At 60.5% G+C, this 17,644-nt stretch carries 21 protein-coding genes and 2 riboswitches; of the genes, 1 reads left to right on the top strand and 20 read right to left on the bottom strand.

Annotated elements, in window-relative coordinates; genetic code table 11:
• Nucleotides 1–41 precede the first annotated feature (41 nt).
• From atpA to upp, 9 genes are all read right to left on the bottom strand, one after another.
• Nucleotides 42–1,556, bottom strand: coding sequence for a F0F1 ATP synthase subunit alpha (atpA, locus tag H4Q31_RS05405; protein ID WP_185178046.1), 1,515 nt, complete (start codon nucleotides 1,554–1,556; stop codon nucleotides 42–44).
• A 15-nt stretch (nucleotides 1,557–1,571) separates the two neighbouring features.
• A complete protein-coding gene (gene atpH, locus H4Q31_RS05400) occupies nucleotides 1,572–2,120 on the bottom strand; it encodes an ATP synthase F1 subunit delta (protein WP_185178045.1) in 549 nt (182 codons plus the stop codon).
• Nucleotides 2,117–2,608: a F0F1 ATP synthase subunit B gene (gene atpF, locus H4Q31_RS05395; RefSeq protein WP_185178044.1), complete on the bottom strand. Its 492-nt coding sequence runs from the start codon at nucleotides 2,606–2,608 to the stop codon at nucleotides 2,117–2,119. The genes atpH and atpF overlap by 4 nt, the downstream gene beginning before the upstream one ends.
• Before the next feature lie 109 nt (nucleotides 2,609–2,717).
• Entirely contained in the window at nucleotides 2,718–2,939 is a 222-nt protein-coding gene (atpE, locus tag H4Q31_RS05390; RefSeq protein WP_185178043.1) for a F0F1 ATP synthase subunit C, read from the bottom strand.
• A 47-nt stretch (nucleotides 2,940–2,986) separates the two neighbouring features.
• On the bottom strand, nucleotides 2,987–3,742 hold the full coding sequence (gene atpB, locus H4Q31_RS05385; RefSeq protein WP_185178042.1) for a F0F1 ATP synthase subunit A: 756 nt from the start codon (nucleotides 3,740–3,742) through the stop codon (nucleotides 2,987–2,989).
• A gap of 2 nt (nucleotides 3,743–3,744) precedes the next feature.
• Nucleotides 3,745–4,155, bottom strand: coding sequence for an ATP synthase subunit I (locus H4Q31_RS05380; RefSeq protein ID WP_185178041.1), 411 nt, complete (start codon nucleotides 4,153–4,155; stop codon nucleotides 3,745–3,747).
• A complete protein-coding gene (locus H4Q31_RS05375) occupies nucleotides 4,155–4,403 on the bottom strand; it encodes an AtpZ/AtpI family protein (RefSeq protein WP_185178040.1) in 249 nt (82 codons plus the stop codon). Before H4Q31_RS05375 ends, H4Q31_RS05380 begins: the two co-directional genes overlap by 1 nt.
• A gap of 363 nt (nucleotides 4,404–4,766) precedes the next feature.
• Entirely contained in the window at nucleotides 4,767–5,909 is a 1,143-nt protein-coding gene (gene wecB, locus H4Q31_RS05370) for a non-hydrolyzing UDP-N-acetylglucosamine 2-epimerase (RefSeq protein ID WP_311771688.1), read from the bottom strand.
• A 36-nt stretch (nucleotides 5,910–5,945) separates the two neighbouring features.
• Nucleotides 5,946–6,575 carry a uracil phosphoribosyltransferase gene (gene upp, locus H4Q31_RS05365; RefSeq protein ID WP_185178039.1) on the bottom strand — a complete coding sequence of 210 codons (630 nt, stop codon included), beginning with the start codon at nucleotides 6,573–6,575 and terminating at the stop codon, nucleotides 5,946–5,948.
• Nucleotides 6,576–6,819: 244 nt separating this feature from the next.
• On the opposite strand from upp, the gene H4Q31_RS05360 reads away from it, so the two are divergent.
• Nucleotides 6,820–7,842, top strand: coding sequence for an NADH:flavin oxidoreductase/NADH oxidase (locus tag H4Q31_RS05360; protein ID WP_185178038.1), 1,023 nt, complete (start codon nucleotides 6,820–6,822; stop codon nucleotides 7,840–7,842).
• Nucleotides 7,843–7,942: 100 nt separating this feature from the next.
• On the opposite strand, the gene H4Q31_RS05355 is transcribed toward H4Q31_RS05360, so the two are convergent.
• The 11 genes from H4Q31_RS05355 to H4Q31_RS05305 form a co-directional block, all read right to left on the bottom strand.
• On the bottom strand, nucleotides 7,943–8,719 hold the full coding sequence (locus H4Q31_RS05355) for a DUF4247 domain-containing protein (RefSeq protein ID WP_185178037.1): 777 nt from the start codon (nucleotides 8,717–8,719) through the stop codon (nucleotides 7,943–7,945).
• Entirely contained in the window at nucleotides 8,716–9,231 is a 516-nt protein-coding gene (locus H4Q31_RS05350; protein ID WP_185178036.1) for a DUF4178 domain-containing protein, read from the bottom strand. Before H4Q31_RS05350 ends, H4Q31_RS05355 begins: the two co-directional genes overlap by 4 nt.
• A 26-nt stretch (nucleotides 9,232–9,257) precedes the next feature.
• A complete protein-coding gene (locus H4Q31_RS05345; RefSeq protein WP_185178035.1) occupies nucleotides 9,258–9,662 on the bottom strand; it encodes a DUF350 domain-containing protein in 405 nt (134 codons plus the stop codon).
• Nucleotides 9,663–9,753: 91 nt separating this feature from the next.
• On the bottom strand, nucleotides 9,754–10,419 hold the full coding sequence (locus H4Q31_RS05340) for a PspA/IM30 family protein (RefSeq protein ID WP_185178034.1): 666 nt from the start codon (nucleotides 10,417–10,419) through the stop codon (nucleotides 9,754–9,756).
• 273 nt (nucleotides 10,420–10,692) lie between these two features.
• Entirely contained in the window at nucleotides 10,693–11,673 is a 981-nt protein-coding gene (locus tag H4Q31_RS05335) for a hypothetical protein (RefSeq protein WP_185178033.1), read from the bottom strand.
• Between the two features lie 158 nt (nucleotides 11,674–11,831).
• Nucleotides 11,832–11,982: riboswitch (cyclic di-AMP (ydaO/yuaA leader) on the bottom strand.
• 286 nt (nucleotides 11,983–12,268) lie between these two features.
• Nucleotides 12,269–13,516 carry a serine hydroxymethyltransferase gene (glyA, locus tag H4Q31_RS05330; protein ID WP_185178032.1) on the bottom strand — a complete coding sequence of 416 codons (1,248 nt, stop codon included), beginning with the start codon at nucleotides 13,514–13,516 and terminating at the stop codon, nucleotides 12,269–12,271.
• An 80-nt stretch (nucleotides 13,517–13,596) separates the two neighbouring features.
• On the bottom strand, nucleotides 13,597–14,205 hold the full coding sequence (locus tag H4Q31_RS05325; protein ID WP_185178065.1) for a TIGR01440 family protein: 609 nt from the start codon (nucleotides 14,203–14,205) through the stop codon (nucleotides 13,597–13,599).
• Between the two features lie 39 nt (nucleotides 14,206–14,244).
• On the bottom strand, nucleotides 14,245–14,703 hold the full coding sequence (rpiB, locus tag H4Q31_RS05320) for a ribose 5-phosphate isomerase B (RefSeq protein WP_185178031.1): 459 nt from the start codon (nucleotides 14,701–14,703) through the stop codon (nucleotides 14,245–14,247).
• A 93-nt stretch (nucleotides 14,704–14,796) separates the two neighbouring features.
• Nucleotides 14,797–14,879: riboswitch (ZMP/ZTP riboswitch) on the bottom strand.
• A gap of 39 nt (nucleotides 14,880–14,918) precedes the next feature.
• The gene (locus tag H4Q31_RS05315) at nucleotides 14,919–15,509 is read right to left on the bottom strand and encodes a low molecular weight protein arginine phosphatase (protein ID WP_185178030.1); all 591 of its coding nucleotides are present in this window, start codon (nucleotides 15,507–15,509) and stop codon (nucleotides 14,919–14,921) included.
• A 72-nt stretch (nucleotides 15,510–15,581) separates the two neighbouring features.
• Entirely contained in the window at nucleotides 15,582–16,142 is a 561-nt protein-coding gene (locus tag H4Q31_RS05310) for a manganese efflux pump MntP (protein ID WP_185178029.1), read from the bottom strand.
• A 202-nt stretch (nucleotides 16,143–16,344) separates the two neighbouring features.
• Nucleotides 16,345–17,577, bottom strand: a complete 1,233-nt coding sequence (locus tag H4Q31_RS05305) for an L-threonylcarbamoyladenylate synthase (RefSeq protein WP_185178028.1) — start codon at nucleotides 17,575–17,577, stop codon at nucleotides 16,345–16,347.
• Nucleotides 17,578–17,644 lie beyond the last annotated feature (67 nt).

Below are 17,644 nucleotides of genomic sequence, written 5' to 3'. Positions count from 1 at the left end.
ACAGCCCGGCGCAAGCTTATTCGGAACGTTAGCAGCCCGCCTTAAGCCGTCGGGGCAAAGCTCTTCTTGAAGGAGCCGATCGCTTCGATAAGAGCCTTCTCGTTATCGGACGTCAGGTCCTTCGTATCGCGGATGGAAGCGAAGATCGCCGGAGCGTTCGCATCCAGATAGGACAGGAATTCGGATTCGAAGCGGCGTACGTCTTGAACCGGAATGTCGTCCGTGTGGCCTCTCGTTACGAGGAACAGAGAGACGACTTGGCGTTCTACCGGCATCGGAACGTTGATGCCTTGCTTCAGAATCTCGAGCGTGCGCAGGCCGCGGTCGAGGCGGGATTGCGTCACTTTGTCGAGGTCGGAGCCGAACGCGGCGAACGCCGCAAGCTCGCGATATTGGGCCAGGTCGGTCTTGAGCGTGCCCGCAACCTTCTTCATGGCCTTGATCTGAGCGGAGCTGCCGACACGGGAGACCGAGATACCGACGTTAACCGCCGGGCGCTGGCCGGAGTAGAACAGGTCCGACTCCAGGAAGATCTGGCCGTCCGTGATGGAGATCACGTTCGTAGGAATGTAGGCCGATACGTCGCCCGCTTGCGTCTCGATGAACGGAAGCGCGGTAAGGGAACCGCCGCCCAGTTCGTCGTTCAGCTTCGCAGCGCGCTCCAGCAGACGGGAGTGCAAGTAGAATACGTCGCCCGGATAAGCCTCGCGGCCCGGAGGACGGCGGAGCAGCAAGGACAGCTCGCGGTAAGCGGCAGCCTGCTTCGAGAGATCGTCATAGATAATCAGAACGTGCTTGCCGTTGTACATGAATTCTTCGCCCATCGCGCACCCGGTGTACGGAGCGATGTAGAGGAGCGGAGAAGGCTCGGACGCGCTCGCCGATACGACGATCGTGTAGTCCAGCGCGCCTTGGCGGCGAAGCGACTCAACGACGGTACGAACCGTCGACTGCTTCTGGCCGATCGCGACATAGATACAGATAACGCCGTTGCCCTTCTGGTTCACGATCGTGTCAATCGCGATCGTGGTCTTGCCCGTCTGGCGGTCGCCGATGATGAGCTCCCGCTGGCCGCGGCCGATCGGGATCATCGAGTCGATCGCCTTGATGCCGGTCTGCATCGGTTCGAAGACCGACTTACGAGCCATAACGCCCGGAGCCGGAGCTTCGATCGGACGGAACTTCGTCGTGTTGATCGGACCGTTGCCGTCGATCGGCTGGCCCAGCGCGTTCACGACGCGGCCCAGCATCTCTTCGCCAACCGGTACTTCCATGATACGGCCGGTACGCTTCACTTGGTCGCCTTCGCGAATGCCAAGGAACGGACCCAAGATGACAACGCCGACGTTGTCTTCTTCAAGGTTGAGGGCCATGCCCACAGTGCCGTCAGCGAATTCAAGCAATTCGCCCGCCATACATTTCTCCAAACCGTGCACGCGCGCAATACCGTCACCGACTTGGATGACCGTACCGACGTCCACGACTTGAATATCGGATTGATAGTTCTGAATCTGCTGTTTGATCAGCGTGCTGATCTCTTCAGGCCGGATACTCAATTCGTTCACCCCTGTCTAATTTGCCGACGATTGCAGCGCTTTGTCCAGACGTTCCAGCTTGCTCCGGAGACTTCCGTCATACAGCGTGTCCCCGATGCGAACCGTCAGTCCGCCGAGCAGCGAAGCGTCCGTCTCGTTGTGCACGCGGACCGTCTTGCTCAGCAAAGCGCCGAATTTATTGGCCAATTTATCTTTGTCGCCTAGCGTCATCGGCTGGGCGGACTTTACATACGCGTCAACGCGTCCGAGCGCGTCGCCCGCGATCGTAAGGTATGCGCTCAGAACGCCGGACAGATCGTTATGACGTCCGCGCTCGACCAGAAGGCCGACCGTGTTCAGAACAATGGGCAACATCTGACCTGCGAAGGACGCCTTCACAGCTTCGATCTTGCTCGCCGCCGGAATGGCCGGAGCGGCGAGGAAGGCGCGATAATCCGCGTCTTGCTCGATCGCTCTTGTAAGAAGACTCAGCTGCGTCTCGACCTCGGCGACGACATTCTGTTCGCGAGCGAGCTCGAAGAGCGCCTTGGCGTAACGTTTAGCTACAACCGTGCCGCGGCTCATGACTTAGTCCCTACCTCTTGGAGGTACTGATCAACCAATTCCGACTGCGTCTTCTCGTCGATCTGCTTCTCGATGATCTTCGAGGCGATCAGGACGGACAAGCCGCTCACCTGTGCCTTCAAGGAAGCGATCGCTTTGTTCTTCTCGCTCTCGATATCGCGGAGCGCTTCTTCCTTCAGACGGTTCGCCTCGTTGCGGGCAGCCAGAACGATGTCGTCCGCTTGCTTCGAACCTGTCATTCTAGCTTGTTCGATAATATCGTGAGCTTCTTTGCGCGCTTGCTGCAGCGCTTGCTTCTGCTCTTCCAAGTAACGCTCCGCATCCGCGCGGCCCTTCTCGGCGCTGTCGATCTGCTCCTTCACCATCTGGCGGCGTTTCTCCATAATGCCGAACAGCGGTTTGAACGCAAACTTCGAGAGCAGAAGGTACAGGATACCGAAGGCTATGATCTGGATCAGGAAATTGGTCCAGTTAAAAAGGTTACCCACCGAGAGTCACTCCTTTCGCCTACTGCTGTCAAGAATTCCAAACTCTTAATTCATAAGGAAGGCGTGGAGGCCATTCGACACTCCGCGCCTAACGTGTGCGATGCAATTCTTAGCTCGCCATGAAGATGAAGGCAAGGACGAGGGAGATGATCGGCAGTGCCTCGACCAGACCGACGCCGATGAACGCCGTCGTTTGGAGAGCGCCGCGCAGCTCTGGCTGACGGGAGATGCCTTCTACGGTTTTGCTGAAGATCAGACCGTTACCAATACCGGCGCCCAGTGCGCCCAGACCGAATACGATAGCTGCTGCAAGCAGTGCATAAATTTCCATTGTGTAAATCCTCCTCAAATTTTGGGTGTGAAGCAGATCATTAAAAATTAATGTCCTTCTTCGTGGATGCTAGCTTGGCCGATATAGACCATCGTCAGCATCGTGAAGACGAACGCTTGAATCGCGCCTACGAAAATACTGAAGCCTTGCCAAACGAGCAGCGCCGGAATGCCGACCCAGCCCATCCCCAGAATAACGCTGATCATAACCTCGCCGGCATAGATATTGCCGAAGAGACGCAAACCAAGCGTCAGCGGCTTCGCCACCGTCTCGATCAGGTTGATCGGAAGGAAGAAAGGCCACGGCTCAAAGTAGTGCTTCAGGTAATGCTTGCGGTTGTGACGGAACCCTTGAATGTGGGACAGAACAATGACCGTCAGGGCAAGCGCCATCGTCATCGAGGCGTCGGCTGTAGGCGATTTCCACCAGGCGAATTCCGCTTCTTCCTGGCCGTTCATATACAGATCCATGCCGAGGAAGGTCGCGTGCCCGTGCGCCTCCGTGATGAAGTTGAACGGAAGGCCGAGCATATTGCCGATGAAGATGTAGAGAATCAGAGCCAGTCCGAGGCTGAGATAGACGCGTCCCCGTTTGAAATCGGTAGCCGTTCCGATAATGTTGCTGACGAACTCGACGACCCATTCCATGAAGTTCTGCAGCTTGCCGGGATTCTCTACCGAGAGGTTGCGAACGGCCAAGCGAGCGAGTACGAACGCCACGATGCTCGTTACGAGAATCATGATGATAGCCGCGAGATCGAGGTCGCCCCAGCTGAACTTAACGATTGGCGATAAGTGTTCCATAGTTAGTGCTTCTCACCCCTTTCATCTGTGGGATGGCCGTCCGATAGACGGCGTCTGGCGATAATACCCAACAGAAGTGTTGCCATCGACGGCACGATTAATCCCGCGGCCGTAGCCGCCAGATCGAATTCGAGCGTGCGCACCGAGACAACGCCGGCCAGAAGACCGATGCACGCCCGGGTCAGAAATCCGAGCCCGGAGCGAGGCTTGCGTCCCGCGGCGGCGGCATCGCCAAGCCTGACAAGCTTCCAAGCCAAATGCCAGGAAATCGCCAAGCCTCCGATTACGCCGATTAAGAACCCTCCAAAAACAGGCTTGTAACCGGGCAGAATCACCCAGCCAAGACAACCCATGGACAAAAAAAAGAAAGCGATTCTGGAAACTCTCTTGAGCAGAGCAGGCAATTCGTCCATTACTTCCGCCTTTCCCCTGCAAACTTCCGAATCAGGCCAATAGCGGAACCGATTCCGGCAACCAATCCGACGACAAGTCCGGCCAGATACCACTTCTCTGTTCCGTTATGGCGATCCGCTACCGCGCCGATCCACCAGCCCAAGCCAACGCAAACGGCCAGTTCAACGCCGATTGCCGTGACCAGTCCAGCAGCCCGCCAAGGATTCTCATCCGGCGGAGGCGGCGGCGGACGTCGGGATTCAGGCATAATATCCGCTCCTTCGACGCCCTTCGGACTTGAGAAAGGAGTAAAAGAAAGCCCTTTCCCTCCAAGGTTCCCGTTATATTGTATCTTTGCGGAAGGGCAATGTCAATTCAGCCATTTTCAAAATTTCTGTGAACTAGATCACAGAAATCCCTGTCGTGACGCGATTTGCAGGGATTAATAACCATACAGTTGCACTGTATGCTGTATGTTGGTTCCGTATGCGGGAATGCCAACATCTCCCGGCGTCTCTTCCCGGACCGTATGACATACCCATCTTCTGCCAAAAAAGAAGGGCCAAACCCCGACGATCCTTGCAATTTCGTCAGAATTTGGCCTTAATCCCCATCTCGCCATTATGCGGCGTTATTGTCTCCGGAACGGCTCCGGCCGCTCCCCGCGCCCGAAATGATGCAGAATCGCTTCGGCGATCCGTCTGGAGGCTTGCCCGTCGCCGTACGGATTGGCCGCATGGCTCATCCGCTCGTACAGGGCGGTATCCGTCAGCAGCGCGCGCGTCCTCTCGTAGACGGCCTGCTCCTCCGTGCCGACAAGCTCCAGCGTTCCCGCTTCGATGCCCTCCGGCCGCTCGGTCGTCTCTCGCAGCACGAGCACCGGAACGCCGTAGGACGGCGCTTCTTCCTGCAGACCGCCGGAATCCGTCAGGATGAGGTGCGCATGCGGGTAGAAATTATGCAGATCGACGACATCCAGCGGGTCGATCAGCTTGATGCGCGGATGGCCGCCGAGGATCGCTTCGGCCGGTCCCTTCACGGCCGGGCTCAGATGGACCGGGTAGACGATCGCGATATCGTCGAACTCGTCCGCGATTCGCCGCACGGCCTGGAAGATCCGGCGGTGCGGTTCGCCTTGGGCTTCGCGGCGATGGGCCGTCATGAGCACGAGCCGCTTGCCCTTCGCCCAGTCGAGCACTGGATGAGCGAAGTCGCTTCTCACCGTATATTGGAACACATCCGTCACGGTATTGCCCGTCACGTAGATGCTCTCCTCCGGCTTGTTCTCCTTGCGCAGATTGCCCGCGGACCAGTCCGTCGGCGCGAAGTGAAGATCGGCCAGGACGCCTGTCAACTGACGGTTCATCTCTTCGGGGAACGGAGACAGCTTGTTCCACGTCCGCAGTCCCGCCTCCACGTGGCCTACCTTGATCTGCTGCATGAAGGATGCGTAGCTCGCCAGGAAGGTCGTCAGCGTGTCCCCGTGCACGAGCACGAGATCCGGCTTGGCTTCCATGAGCACCGGCTCCAGCCCTTGCAGCACGCGAATGGAGATATCATTCAGCGTCTGGCCGGCTTGCATGATATCCAGATCGTAATTCGGCTTGATCTTGAACACGTCCAGCACTTGATCCAGCATCTGCCGATGCTGCGCGGTGACGCAGACGATCGGTTCGATCTGGCCGGGATACTTCTGCAGCTCCAGAATGAGCGGCGCCATCTTGATCGCTTCCGGACGGACGCCGAATATGGTCATGACTTTAATTGCGCTCACGTGCGTTCCCTCTTCTCGAACGGATGCTAGTCCCGCTTATTTGGTGCCGTACAGCCGATCCCCCGCATCGCCAAGTCCCGGCACGATGTAGCCGTGGTCGTTCAGGCACTTGTCCAGCGCGGCGACGAAGATATCGACTTCCGGATGCGCATCCTGCACGGCCTTGACGCCTTCAGGCGCCGCGATCAGGCAGACGAGCTTCGATGGACGGCAGCCCTTCTCCTTCAGCGACTGGATCGCCGCGTTGGCGGAACCGCCCGTCGCGAGCATCGGGTCGAGGACGATCAATTCTCTCTCGGTCACGTCGGAAGGCAGGCTGAAATAGTATTCAACCGGCTTCAGCGTCTCGGGATCGCGGTACAAGCCGATATGGCCGACCTTGGCCGACGGCAGCAGCTTCAGCATCCCGTCCACCATGCCGAGTCCGGCGCGCAGAATCGGGATCAAGCCGAGCATACGGCCCGCGACGACGCGGCCTTCCGCTTCCGTCACCGGCGTCTCGATCTTGACGGTCTCAAGCGGGATGTCCCGCGTGACCTCATATGCTAATAATGTCGACAATTCGTCCACCAATTCGCGGAATTGCTTGGTGTCCGTATTCTTGTCGCGTAAGAAAGTCATTTTATGCTGGATCAATGGATGATCGCAGACGACGAAACGACCCAAAACGTTCCTCCCCTTCCTCCGTACAGCTTGCCCGTACATTATATCATTGTCTCCCCGCCCGCGCACTCCATCCGTCTGCATGAGATTGAACGAATATCAACCGTTTGCCGGCGATCGACAATGGCGTATATGGCAGTCGGATTATGCGGATTTGAATTTGGAGATTAACCGGTGTTCGGGGTAAAATAAGATCCGATATCAGGCCATTCTAATTAGAGCCTGAATTTGGAGGAGGAGAGCCGTTATGAGCCGCTTAGGTTCGCCCTATACGTTGAAGTCGCTGTCTCTGCGCAATCGCATCGTTATGAGCCCGATGTGCCAATATTCCGTGGACGCGGAGGACGGGAAGCCGAATGACTGGCACTTCGTCCATTACGCCTCCCGCGCGATTGGCGGCACCGGCCTCATCATCATGGAGATGACGGATGTCGAGCCGGACGGCCGGATTACGAATCGAGATCTCGGACTATGGTCGGACGAGCACGTACCCGCCTTTAAGCGGGTGATCGGCGAGATGCATAAATACGGCGCCAAGGTCGGGATTCAGATCGCCCACGCCGGACGCAAGGCGCTGGACGCCGAACCGCCCGTCGGGCCGTGGAACGAGCCGTTCGATAAAGGGGAGAAGACGCCGCGCGCCTTAACGACCGAAGAGGCGTGGACGATGGTCGGCAAGTTCGCCGACGCTGCCCGCAGAGCCGTGGAAGCCGGCGTCGACACGATTGAGCTGCATGGCGCGCACGGGTATCTGATTCACCAGTTCCATTCGCCGGGCATCAACAAGCGCGACGATGAGTTCGGGCGCGATTATGCGAAGTTCGGCGTGGAGGTGATCCGCGCGGTCAAGAAGGTGCTGCCGCCGGAGATGCCGCTCATCATGCGCGTATCGGCGATCGAGTACGCGGAATACGGCTACGACGCGGAGCACATTCTGGAGATGTGCAAGGCATATCGCGACGCAGGCGTCGACATGTTCGACGTCTCCACCGGCGGCGAAGGCGGCCCTGCCGTGAAGCGCAAGCCCGGCAACTATCCGGGCTACCAGCTGCCATTCGCGCGGGCGGTGAAGGAAGCGCTGAACGTGCCGGTCATGGCGGTCGGCCTGCTGGACGATCCGAAGCTGGCCGAGAGCGCTCTTGGCAATGGCGACGCCGACCTGATCGCCGTCGGCCGAGGCATGCTGCGCAACCCGTATTGGGCGGTTGACGCCCTGCGCGAGCTGGGAGACACGGCGCCCGTCGTCGAAGCGTACAAGCGCGGCTATTGATGGAACCCAAGTTAAGAGCATCACAATAACAAGACCCGCTGCCGATTCGCAGTTCGCTGCGCCCGGCGCGGGTCTTCTTGCGTGCGGATCATCATCATCGTCATCGTCGCCTCGACACTCGGCCGAAGCCGCCGACCTTCGTTCGCGGAACCGTCGACTTGCGCGGCGTCAGCCATCCCGACGACTTGGAGCTTCCCGAGCTGCCGCTCCCGTCCCGCGTGATCGAACCCGTCGTGCCGGGCGACGTCGTGCTCTTCTTCTTGTTGAACAAGCCGCCGGAGCCGACGCCGCCGTCATCTCCGGACGTCGTTCGCTTGAAGATCGAGCCCTTCTTCTGCACCGTCATCGGCGGCGCCGCTTGGGTGTCCGCCGCCGTCGGCACCCGGTACGCGCCTTTGGCCGGCGGATTCGTGTTCAGGCTTCCATAGCCCTTGTAGCTGCCATAGCCGCCGGACGGGATCGAATCGAACAAGCTTCCGACCAAGGCGGCCACCAGGTAGCCCTCCAGGAACGAAGGGCTGTAATTCTGCCGCACGTACTCCTCGCTGTCGACCTCGATCAGCGAGTCGGCGGGGTTCTGCTCGTCCTTCTGCACATGAATGATCTGGTCCGAGTAGACCAAGAACATGTGATCCGGGTCTTCCTTCGACATCTGCTGGGGCTTCTGCTGCTCCGCAAGCTCCTTCGCCGCTTCGGGAACGGCCACTCCCGCCGCCCGGTAGACATAGGAGGTCTGGCCGCCGTCCTTGCTGACCGATTCCAGCGGATACGTCGCTTCGACGTTAACGGTGCCGCAAGCGGACAACAGCGTGACGACTAACGCCAGGATCACCGTTAGATGCAGCCGGGCCGCCTGCTTGCGCCAGCGGGGACTCATCTGTCCGTCCCCCGCAGCCACTCGACATCCGCCGGCAGAATCGACTCTCCCTCATACAGCATGAACCGGCCGTCCTGCCACTCGATACGAAGCAGCTTGCGCCCGTCCGATTGATACTGCCAGACATACAGCTCGCCGCCCGCCGAAGTGAACGGGGCGTTCCCCGCCTCTATAATCCGGGTGGAATACCGCTCTTCGAGAAAATAGTGGATGCCGTCGAGCTCGACTTCCGTCGGCACCTCGTCCACCGAATCCAATCGGCCGTCAATGACCTGGTACAGCCCGTAAGTCGTCTCTGCCCTCTCCTCCACGGATAGATAGCGGATATCGGCGCCGTCCCGAAGCGTCAGCCAGACGGCATTGCGCGACAGCGGCTTCGTGCGGCCGACGACCTGATACGTCACCAGCGAGACCTCGCACACGTCGCCTGGCCCAAGCGTCAAGACGCTTCTCTCTTCTTGGAGCGCTTCCGGCGCCTTGAAAATATTTCTGACTCGTTTGAACAAACTCATATCCGGTCCTCCCCCAGCCTAAGGCTTCACAAGCATGCGCCGATAATGAGCGCGCCTACGGCGTGAAGCGATCCGGCGATCAAGCCGTAGCCGACCATCCCGCCGCGCACCCCTTCTTCCAGCCGAAGATCGGCCAGCTTCCGAAGGATGACTTCGACAAGCCACTCCAGCAGGAACAGTATCACGAATGAGATGAACGAGACGAGCAGCGCTTCGGCCAAATTCTCGGAGGTGGCGATCGAGCGCGAGAGGATATAGCCCTGCGCCGCCAGCTTCAGCACGAAGCGGACGGTCACCGCCATATTGCCGTTCTTCATCTCCACCAGATCGCGATATTTCGTAAACAGCGCATCGATGCTCATCAGAATGAACAGCAGCACCGCACCGGACGCCGTCCACAATAAGGTTCCCAAAATCTCGTTCCACGTCAACTTGAACGCCTCTCCTTAAAAAGAAGGAACCCCCTAAGGGGTTATCCTTCTCGCGCTATATTCGCACTTCTTGATTCGCGCTCCCTTACTCTTACTCGTACTTCTTCATCAGCGCGGCCAGTTCGTCTTCGACCGCCTTATCCTTGCCCAGCGCGGCGATCTCTTCGTCGAGCGACTTGCCCTTCGCTCCGCTCAGCTCTTCGGTCGCTTCCGCGTGAGCTTCCATCTGCATGACCTTCTCTTCCATCCGCTTCAGCCCGGACATCGCGGTGTCGGAGCTGAAGCCCGTCATCGCCTTGTTGATCTCGGCTTGCGCTTTGGCGGCGTTGGCGCGCGCGACCAGCGTCTCGCGCTTGTTCTTCATCTCGGTGAATTGCTTGCGCATCTCATCGAGCTTCTCGCGCAGGCGCTCGGCAGCCGCTTTGTTCTGATCGTAGCTGGCCTTGTACTCGGCCGCCTTCTGCTCGGACGCCTTCTTCTCTTCCAGCGCGCGGCGCGCCAGTTCGATGTTCTTCGCTTGCGCGGCAATGTTGGCCTGCTCTTCGCGCTTCTGAACGAGGGCGGCTTGCTCCTCGTACAGCTGCTTGAACTTCTTCTCCAGCGCGATCTGGGCGGCGACCGCCTTCTCGGCGTCCTCCAGGTCTTCCTGCATGTCGCGCAGGTATTGATCGGTCATCTTGATCGGATCTTCCGCCTTCTCGATCAGAGCGTATACATTGGACAGAGTCAAATCACGCAATCTCTTGAAAATAGACATCGTTCATATCCTCCCTCGGGGTCAGCCCCGTTCTTTATGTAACTGTATACGCGCGAGGCATATTCGGGGTTTCACCCTATAGACAATGAGTCCCAGAAATCAGTCTCCGGTCTAGGCCGCGATGGCCCATCCATGGCTGCCGGGGCTCTACGAACATTATAATTTGCCAGCGTCGGAAATACCAGTATTTAGAAGTTCACATTGCGTCGGATGAGCAAAAAAGGCGACGGCAGGAGATTCTCCCCCCCGTCACCCTATTCGACGATCGCTCTATCAGTCCGGAATCTCATACGGAACCTTCAAGTAAGTCGTATCGCTCGGCGACTTGCCCGTTCGCTCGGAAGGCTCGTAGCCCTTCAATTCCTCGAAGGAGGACGCCTCGGCAGGACAGTCCAGAATCATGAACCGGCCATTCGCATCGCGATTGGACAGATGGCCCTTCACATAGGCTTTGCCGTTCTCGATCGCCAGTATCTCCACATAGCCGGACGAATGCTTCATCGTCAGCCTTGCTCTCCGGGCAGGTCCGGAGATACGGGACTTCACCGTCTCAGCCAGCCGGTAAGCCTCTTCGAGCGTCAACCGCGGCTGCCCGCTGCCTTCCGCCGGCTGATGCAGAACGAATTGATAAGGGATGACGTTCGCCCTCGTCAACCGTTCCAGCAGATCGACGATCGCATCCGGATCGGCATCCGATCCCGGCAGGAACGGAACCTCGCCCACAAGTCCGACTCCGGCAGCGCTAAGTGCACGGAACGCTTCGGCCGCACGGTTGTTCACTTCCTCCGGACGATGGAATTGCATCATCAGATGGAGGCTGCGGTTCGGGTTGGATTGGGCCGAGAGCAGATCGAGCAGCTCCCCGTTGCCGATAATACGCTCCGGCTGAAGAGCGGGAATTCTCGAGCACAGCCGAATCATCCGGATATGCTCAACCGCTGCGAGCAGTTCCATGACCTCGCGCAGGCGGCCGATCGGCAGATCCAAGCTGTCCGAGCCGGCTAACAGCACGTGGCTGATCTCTTCATGGCCGGCCAGATAGCGCATCGCTTCGGAATCATCGGCGATGAGACGGTCGGGCAGAATCAGCGTGGAACGATTGACGTGCAAATGCTTTATAGAGGCTTCAGCTCGGGGAGCAGTGTTGGCGTCGGATTCGGATTCGGCCATCGACAGCGGGCCAATCATTCCCATCACAGGGCCTAAAGCGTCGGCTTCGGCGTTATTGTCTAAATAGTCATGGGGCAGCGACATCTTACATCCTCCTTGTCCGGTTGATCGTTCTAGAGCCGGCGGGCTCGCTATTCATCTACACACGCGGCTTAGAAGAACGGGCACGCTTGCCAGCAAGGGGTCAAGAAAACAGAAAATGACCCTGGTTAACAGGGTCAATGTTCGCGGATAATCTATGGATTGACCCATCCTACTGCTGACGAGGTTAGCTGTCGGGCTCGGGTCAGATGGTACCCTATGCGCCAAGCTCGAGACTCGCGCAATTCGCCCCTATTGATTGGTTCCCCCGCTTTCCGGCGAGAACAGCCGGAAATTAAGCGTATTCCAAGTATAACCCTTATCTCTTGGCCGCGTCAAACGCAAAGGGCTGATTTTGCTTATTTTTAACCGATCGGCGCCGCTCTAATAGTTAATGCAGCTGGGCCTGATTGTGTGCGTCAAGCGAGGATTGCGGAGGGAAAGGAGGAGAAGGGAGGCAGCGTGTATGAAATATCGACCACATTCGGGCTTACGCCCCCTGTTCGGAACGATAAAAAAAAAGCGGGACGCCGCGGCAGCTGCCGTGCGTCCCGTCCATTCTGGCCCAGTCTTGCGCGAATTCGAGCGAGGCGATCGATTAATAGGCCAGTCCCGGATAGAGCGGGTATTGCGAGGAGAGGCCGCGCACGATGCCGCGGGCTTGCTCCAGCTTCGCTTCGTCGCTTGGGTTCTTCAGCGTGAGCGCGATCACTTGGCCGATCGTCTTCATTGCGTCCGCGTCCATGCCGCGGGAAGTGACGGCCGGCGTGCCGACCCGGATGCCGCTCGTGACGAAAGGGCTCGTCGGGTCGAACGGAATTGCGTTCTTGTTCACCGTGATGCCGACGGAGTCGAGCACGTGCTCGGCGTCCTTGCCGCTGATGTTCAGGTTGCGGGTATCGATCAGCATCAGGTGGTTGTCCGTGCCGCCGGAGACGAGGTTCAGCCCTTCGGCCAGCAGCGTGTCAGCCAGCACCTTCGCGTTCGTCACCACGTTCTGCGCATACTCCTTGAACGACGGCTGCAGCGCTTCGCCCAGCGCGACCGCCTTGGCCGCGACGATGTGCATGAGCGGACCGCCCTGCGTGCCCGGGAAGACGGCCTTGTCGATGGCTGCTGCCCAAGGCTTACGGCACAGGATCATGCCGCCGCGCGGTCCGCGCAGCGTCTTGTGCGTCGTCGTCGTGACGAAGTGCGCGTGCGGCACCGGGCTCGGGTGCTGGCCGCCGGCGACGAGGCCCGCAATGTGGGCCATGTCGACCATGAACAGCGCGCCGACATCTTGGGCGATCTTGCCGAGCGCTTCGAAGTCGATGATGCGCGGATAAGCGCTGGCGCCGGCGACGATGAGGCGCGGACGGTGCTTAAACGCCAGTTTGCGGACTTCGTCGTAATCGATCGTGAACGTCTTCTCGTCCACGCCGTAAGCGACGAAGTTGTAGAACAAGCCGGAGGCGTTGACCGGGCTGCCGTGCGTCAAGTGGCCGCCGTGCGCGAGGTTCATGCCGAGCACGGTGTCGCCGGGCTTCAAAGCCGCGAGGTAGACGGCCAGGTTCGCTTGCGCGCCGGAGTGCGGCTGGACGTTCGCATGATCGGCGCCGAACAGCTCCTTCGCGCGGTTGCGGGCGATCTCCTCCGGAATGTCCACGTATTCGCAGCCGCCGTAGTAGCGTTTGCCCGGATAGCCTTCCGCGTACTTGTTCGTCAGCACCGTGCCCATCGCTTGCAGAACGGCCTCGCTGACGATATTCTCCGAAGCGATCAGCTCCAGATTGTCGCGCTGGCGCGTCAATTCCAGATTCATCGCTTTGACGATCTCGGGGTCTTGCTTGCGCAGTTGTTCCATGCCGATACATCCTCCCTGGGATTCAAGAATGGTAAGTTCGATCGAATATTCCGATAAAAATCTATTGAAGCCCGCGCCGCCTAGTCGCAGCTTCCCGAAGCCGGCGTCTCGCCGTCACGCTCCGGCAGCGCGTAGACCGCGCGCTCCCCGCCGATCAGCTTCGGCCGCGTATACGCCATCGTCAGCCTCGCCGCGCCGATCCATGGCACGGACGGCCGGACCGGCACCGCGACCGGCCGCAGATGCATGCCGATCAGCGTCTCGCCGATGTCGATGCCGGCGTCCGCCTGCAGCGACTCCACCAAGCACGGATCGGCCAGCCTGCGATACGCATAGGCGGCCATCGACCCGCCGGCCTTGCGCACCGGCACGGCCGAGACGATCGTCCAGCCCTTCGCCTCGGCCAGCCCGCGAGGGACGACGAGCGCGCGATTGAGATGCTCGCAGCATTGCCAGACCGGCTGGAAGCCGATCTCCGCGCGAACCCGCTCGACGCCTTCGTAGACGAGCGCCGCAATCTCTTCGGCGCCGGAAGTGCCGATGCGCTCGCCGCGCACCTCGCTGGTGCTGCAGCCGATGACGAGGATGCGGCCTGCGCGCAGCCCGCCGGCAGACGCCAGCTCGCGGAGCGACCGCTCTACTTCGTCCGCTATCTTCGGGAGCTCACGGGAAGGTACATTTTCGAACATGGTCATGCCTATATTCCTCCCCTGTCAGCCGGGGTGATGTTAGGGATGAAGCGAATATTGCGACTCAATCGCCGCTACCTTGCCGAGACGGCCCTTGTGGCGCTCGCCTTGCGAGAACGGCGTATCGAGCCAGATCTTGATGATCTCTTCGGCCACGCCCGGTCCGATCACCCGCTCGCCCATCGCCAGCACGTTCGTATCGTTATGCTCGCGCGTCGCCTTCGCGGAGAACAGGTCGTGCACAAGCGCGCAGCGGATGCCGGGCGTCTTGTTGGCGGCGATCGACATGCCGATGCCGGTGCCGCAGATCAGGATGCCGCGCTCCGCCTCGCCTTGGACGACTTTGTCGCAGACCGGAACGGCGTAGTCCGGGTAGTCGACGGAATCGGCGCAATTGCAGCCTACGTCGATGATCTCATGGCCTTGAGCCTTCAGAAAAGGCACAATAACGTCCTTCAGGCGATAGCCGGCGTGGTCGGCCCCTATTGCGATAATCATGCTTGTCATAACCTCCCTTATAGTCAACTTGTATTATACCTAAAAGCGCGAAAAAAGACGAAAAAAGAGCAAACGCGCGAAAAGACGCACGCTGCTCTCTGCCCAGGCGACCGGCCGTTATTCCGATGCTCCACCGTGGTTAGGCCCACCTTGTGTCGCCAGTTACATCGGAACCGCAACTTGTATTCTCATCATAACGGAGGCTTGGGGAAAAATCAATCGGATTCCGCCATCTTGCTCGCGGCGATCTCCAGCGCTTCCGCAATCTCCTCCGCGCAGCTCTCGTACACTTCCAGCGGCCCGCCGAACGGGTCGGCGACATCGAAGCTCGGGAGTCTCCGCTGCAGCTCCAATAGCCGCTCCCGATCCTCCGCGGACAAGCTCTCGCCAAGCGCCTGCTTCAGCTGCCAGTCGGCGTAGATTCGCTCCGCTTCGGCCAGATCGGCCATGGCGGCTTCTCCGCTAAGCGCGTACTCTTTGAGCGTGTAGATCTTGCCGGCCGCGGATGGGTAGCGCTCCAGAACGGCTCTCTTGTGGCCGGATGTCATGGTGAGAATCAGGTCCGCCCATTCGGCCGTCTCGGCCGTCAGCGCCGAGGAGCCTTCCGGAACCGGCAGGTCGCGCTTGCGCAACGCTTCTGCGGCATGGCTGGAGACCGGCAGCCCGTTCACCGCGGATACGCCGGCGGACTTGACTTCGATGGGGAGAGACTTCTGTTCCGCCAGCTTACGCAGCATCGACTCCGCCATCGGGCTCCGGCACGTGTTGCCTGTGCAGACGATGAGAATTCTCGACGGTTGGGACATGCCATCTTCCTCCTTCCCGCAGCGCGAACGCTGATTGGGTGTTGCTAGCAGATCGGTATATGGTGAATCTAGTTATAGCAGAAATAGGATTCCGAATGCAAACAGAATCGCGCCGCCGAGCGCTTCTCCGTAGCCGCCTAGCGTGCCGCTGATCCGCCTTCCGAGCATCAGTCCCATCACGCTCATCACGCCGCCGAAGAAGCCGAACGTCAGCACCGTAACCATAATATGCGACGCGAACATTCCTAACGATACGCCGACGGAGAAGGAGTCGACGCTGACGCTCATCGCGAAGACGAGCACGCCCCAGAATGTGCGGTGGTTGAACGATTGGACCGATTCGCCGCGCAGCGAGCTGTAGATCATATGCCCGCCCAGCAGCAGAAGCAGCGCTCCGCCCGCGGAGGTGGCGACGCCGCCCAGCAGGCCGCTCACGTAGTAGCCCATTATCATGCCGGCGAGCGGCATTAGGACGTGGAACAGCGCGATGACCGTGCTTAACTTGAGAACGTCCAGCTTGCGCACGCCTTTGAGCCCGATGCCGACGCCGAGCGAGAAGGCGTCCATGCCTAGAGCGACGGCCATAATGATGATGGTGAGCATGTGCCCCGCGGACGCGGACATTGTATCCATCCTTCTGGTTCCCCCTTGCCGCATGCACGTGACGCGCGGTACTGTCGGCGGCGAGCGCGACACGAACAAGCCTCGCGCGCCGATACCTCAACATATGCGGACAAGGAGAGGAACATGTCCCTTGGGTTGCTTGGAGGCGGCGGGGCGGGGCGGCGGCGGGGGCTCGGAGTTAGTTCGATTTGAGATTAAATCCTGCTTTTGATCAAACGCTAATAACGCGTCCTCCGGCGGCTTTGCGCATCCGGTTCATGAGCGCGGCGCCGATGCCGTCCTCGGGGTAGCCTTCCGCGAGGATGAAGCCGATGCCGCGCTCGTCGCATTCGCGGAGCGCGGCGTAGAGCGCCTGCGCCGCCTGCTCGGGCTCGGCGCGTGAGCCGAGCCCGAGCACCGCGTCCGCGCGATAGCCAGGCGCGTGCTCGGCGCACGCGAGCACGGCGACGCGGCGGCCGCCGGCGCGTTCGCGGTCGGCGGCTTGCTGCACGGCCTCGCGCACGCGGGCCGGGTCGGCGCCGGTCACGACCGCCATCTCGCCTTGCGGGGCGTAGTGCGTGTACTTCATGCCGGGGGAGCGCGGGGCTTCCTCGGCGGCAGGTATGGCGCGGGCGCCGGCGTCGGCGTCCGCTGCCATGGCGGCATCAGCAGGCTCGACTGACGCGGATACAGCGTTGGCGGCAGCCCCGGCTAATGCGGCGTCGGCGCCGGCGAGCTTGCCTGCGGCAGGAGCTGCCGCTATGGCGTCGGCGGGCTGAGCTTCTGCCGCCGCAGCTTCGCCGGCCGATGCCGCGATCACTTCGGCATCGCCGCCGGCCGCTTCGCGAAGCTGCTCGGCCGTAATGCCGCCGGGGCGCAGCACATGAATCGCGCCGTCCAGCACGCGGACGACGGTCGATTCCAAGCCGATGCCGGTCGGGCCGCCGTCCAGCACGCCGTCGATGCGGCCGTCCAAATCCTCGAGCACGTGATCGGCGCGCGTCGGGCTTGGCCTGCCGGAGCGGTTCGCGCTCGGCGCGGCGATCGGGCAGCCCGATTCGGCGATGAGCCGGCGGGCCAGCTCATGGTCCGGCACGCGCACCGCGACGGTGTCGAGCCCGGCGGTCACCCGCGCGGAGACCGCGCCCGGCCGGACCGGCAGCACCAGCGTGAGCGGTCCGGGCCAGAACCGCTCCATCAGCCGGCGCTCGAGCGAGCTGATGGCAGACGCCAGCTTGGCCGCGTCCTCCGCGCCGGCCAAGTGCACGATCAGCGGATTATCCGACGGCCGCCCCTTCGCCGCGAAAATCCGCTCCACCGCTTCCGCGTTCCGCGCATCGCCGCCGAGACCGTACACCGTCTCGGTCGGAAACGCAACGACGCCGCCGGAAGCGATCGCCGCGGCGGCCTCGCGCACGCCGGCGTCCGTCTTCTCCGGCGGCCAGTAGATCGTTAGCTTCGTCATGGAGTATCCTCTTCTTTATCAGCAGATGATTGATGCCGTATATTATATCACACGGGCCGAGCGCTCT

The sequence above is a fragment of the Cohnella lubricantis genome (genome assembly GCF_014212015.1).
GTDB classification, from domain to species: domain Bacteria; phylum Bacillota; class Bacilli; order Paenibacillales; family Paenibacillaceae; genus Cohnella; species Cohnella lubricantis.
The sequence above is the reverse complement of the archived record's forward strand: the minus strand, read 5'-3'. Positions and strand labels throughout refer to the sequence as shown.

Bases quoted from the DNA above. Each gene is read 5' to 3' on its own strand.
- H4Q31_RS05360 (WP_185178038.1), top strand. From the start codon at position 6,820: ATGAGCCGCTTAGGTTCGCCCTATACGTTGAAGTCGCTGTCTCTGCGC.
- H4Q31_RS05375 (WP_185178040.1), bottom strand. From the start codon at position 4,403: ATGCCTGAATCCCGACGTCCGCCGCCGCCTCCGCCGGATGAGAATCCT.
- H4Q31_RS05335 (WP_185178033.1), bottom strand. From the start codon at position 11,673: ATGTCGCTGCCCCATGACTATTTAGACAATAACGCCGAAGCCGACGCT.
- H4Q31_RS05340 (WP_185178034.1), bottom strand. From the start codon at position 10,419: ATGTCTATTTTCAAGAGATTGCGTGATTTGACTCTGTCCAATGTATAC.
- H4Q31_RS05315 (WP_185178030.1), bottom strand. From the start codon at position 15,509: ATGTCCCAACCGTCGAGAATTCTCATCGTCTGCACAGGCAACACGTGC.
- H4Q31_RS05355 (WP_185178037.1), bottom strand. From the start codon at position 8,719: ATGAGTCCCCGCTGGCGCAAGCAGGCGGCCCGGCTGCATCTAACGGTG.
- rpiB (WP_185178031.1), bottom strand. From the start codon at position 14,703: ATGATTATCGCAATAGGGGCCGACCACGCCGGCTATCGCCTGAAGGAC.
- atpE (WP_185178043.1), bottom strand. From the start codon at position 2,939: ATGGAAATTTATGCACTGCTTGCAGCAGCTATCGTATTCGGTCTGGGC.
- H4Q31_RS05305 (WP_185178028.1), bottom strand. From the start codon at position 17,577: ATGACGAAGCTAACGATCTACTGGCCGCCGGAGAAGACGGACGCCGGC.
- H4Q31_RS05325 (WP_185178065.1), bottom strand. From the start codon at position 14,205: ATGTTCGAAAATGTACCTTCCCGTGAGCTCCCGAAGATAGCGGACGAA.
- H4Q31_RS05310 (WP_185178029.1), bottom strand. From the start codon at position 16,142: ATGGATACAATGTCCGCGTCCGCGGGGCACATGCTCACCATCATCATT.
- H4Q31_RS05350 (WP_185178036.1), bottom strand. From the start codon at position 9,231: ATGAGTTTGTTCAAACGAGTCAGAAATATTTTCAAGGCGCCGGAAGCG.
- atpB (WP_185178042.1), bottom strand. From the start codon at position 3,742: ATGGAACACTTATCGCCAATCGTTAAGTTCAGCTGGGGCGACCTCGAT.
- H4Q31_RS05380 (WP_185178041.1), bottom strand. From the start codon at position 4,155: ATGGACGAATTGCCTGCTCTGCTCAAGAGAGTTTCCAGAATCGCTTTC.
- glyA (WP_185178032.1), bottom strand. From the start codon at position 13,516: ATGGAACAACTGCGCAAGCAAGACCCCGAGATCGTCAAAGCGATGAAT.
- atpH (WP_185178045.1), bottom strand. From the start codon at position 2,120: ATGAGCCGCGGCACGGTTGTAGCTAAACGTTACGCCAAGGCGCTCTTC.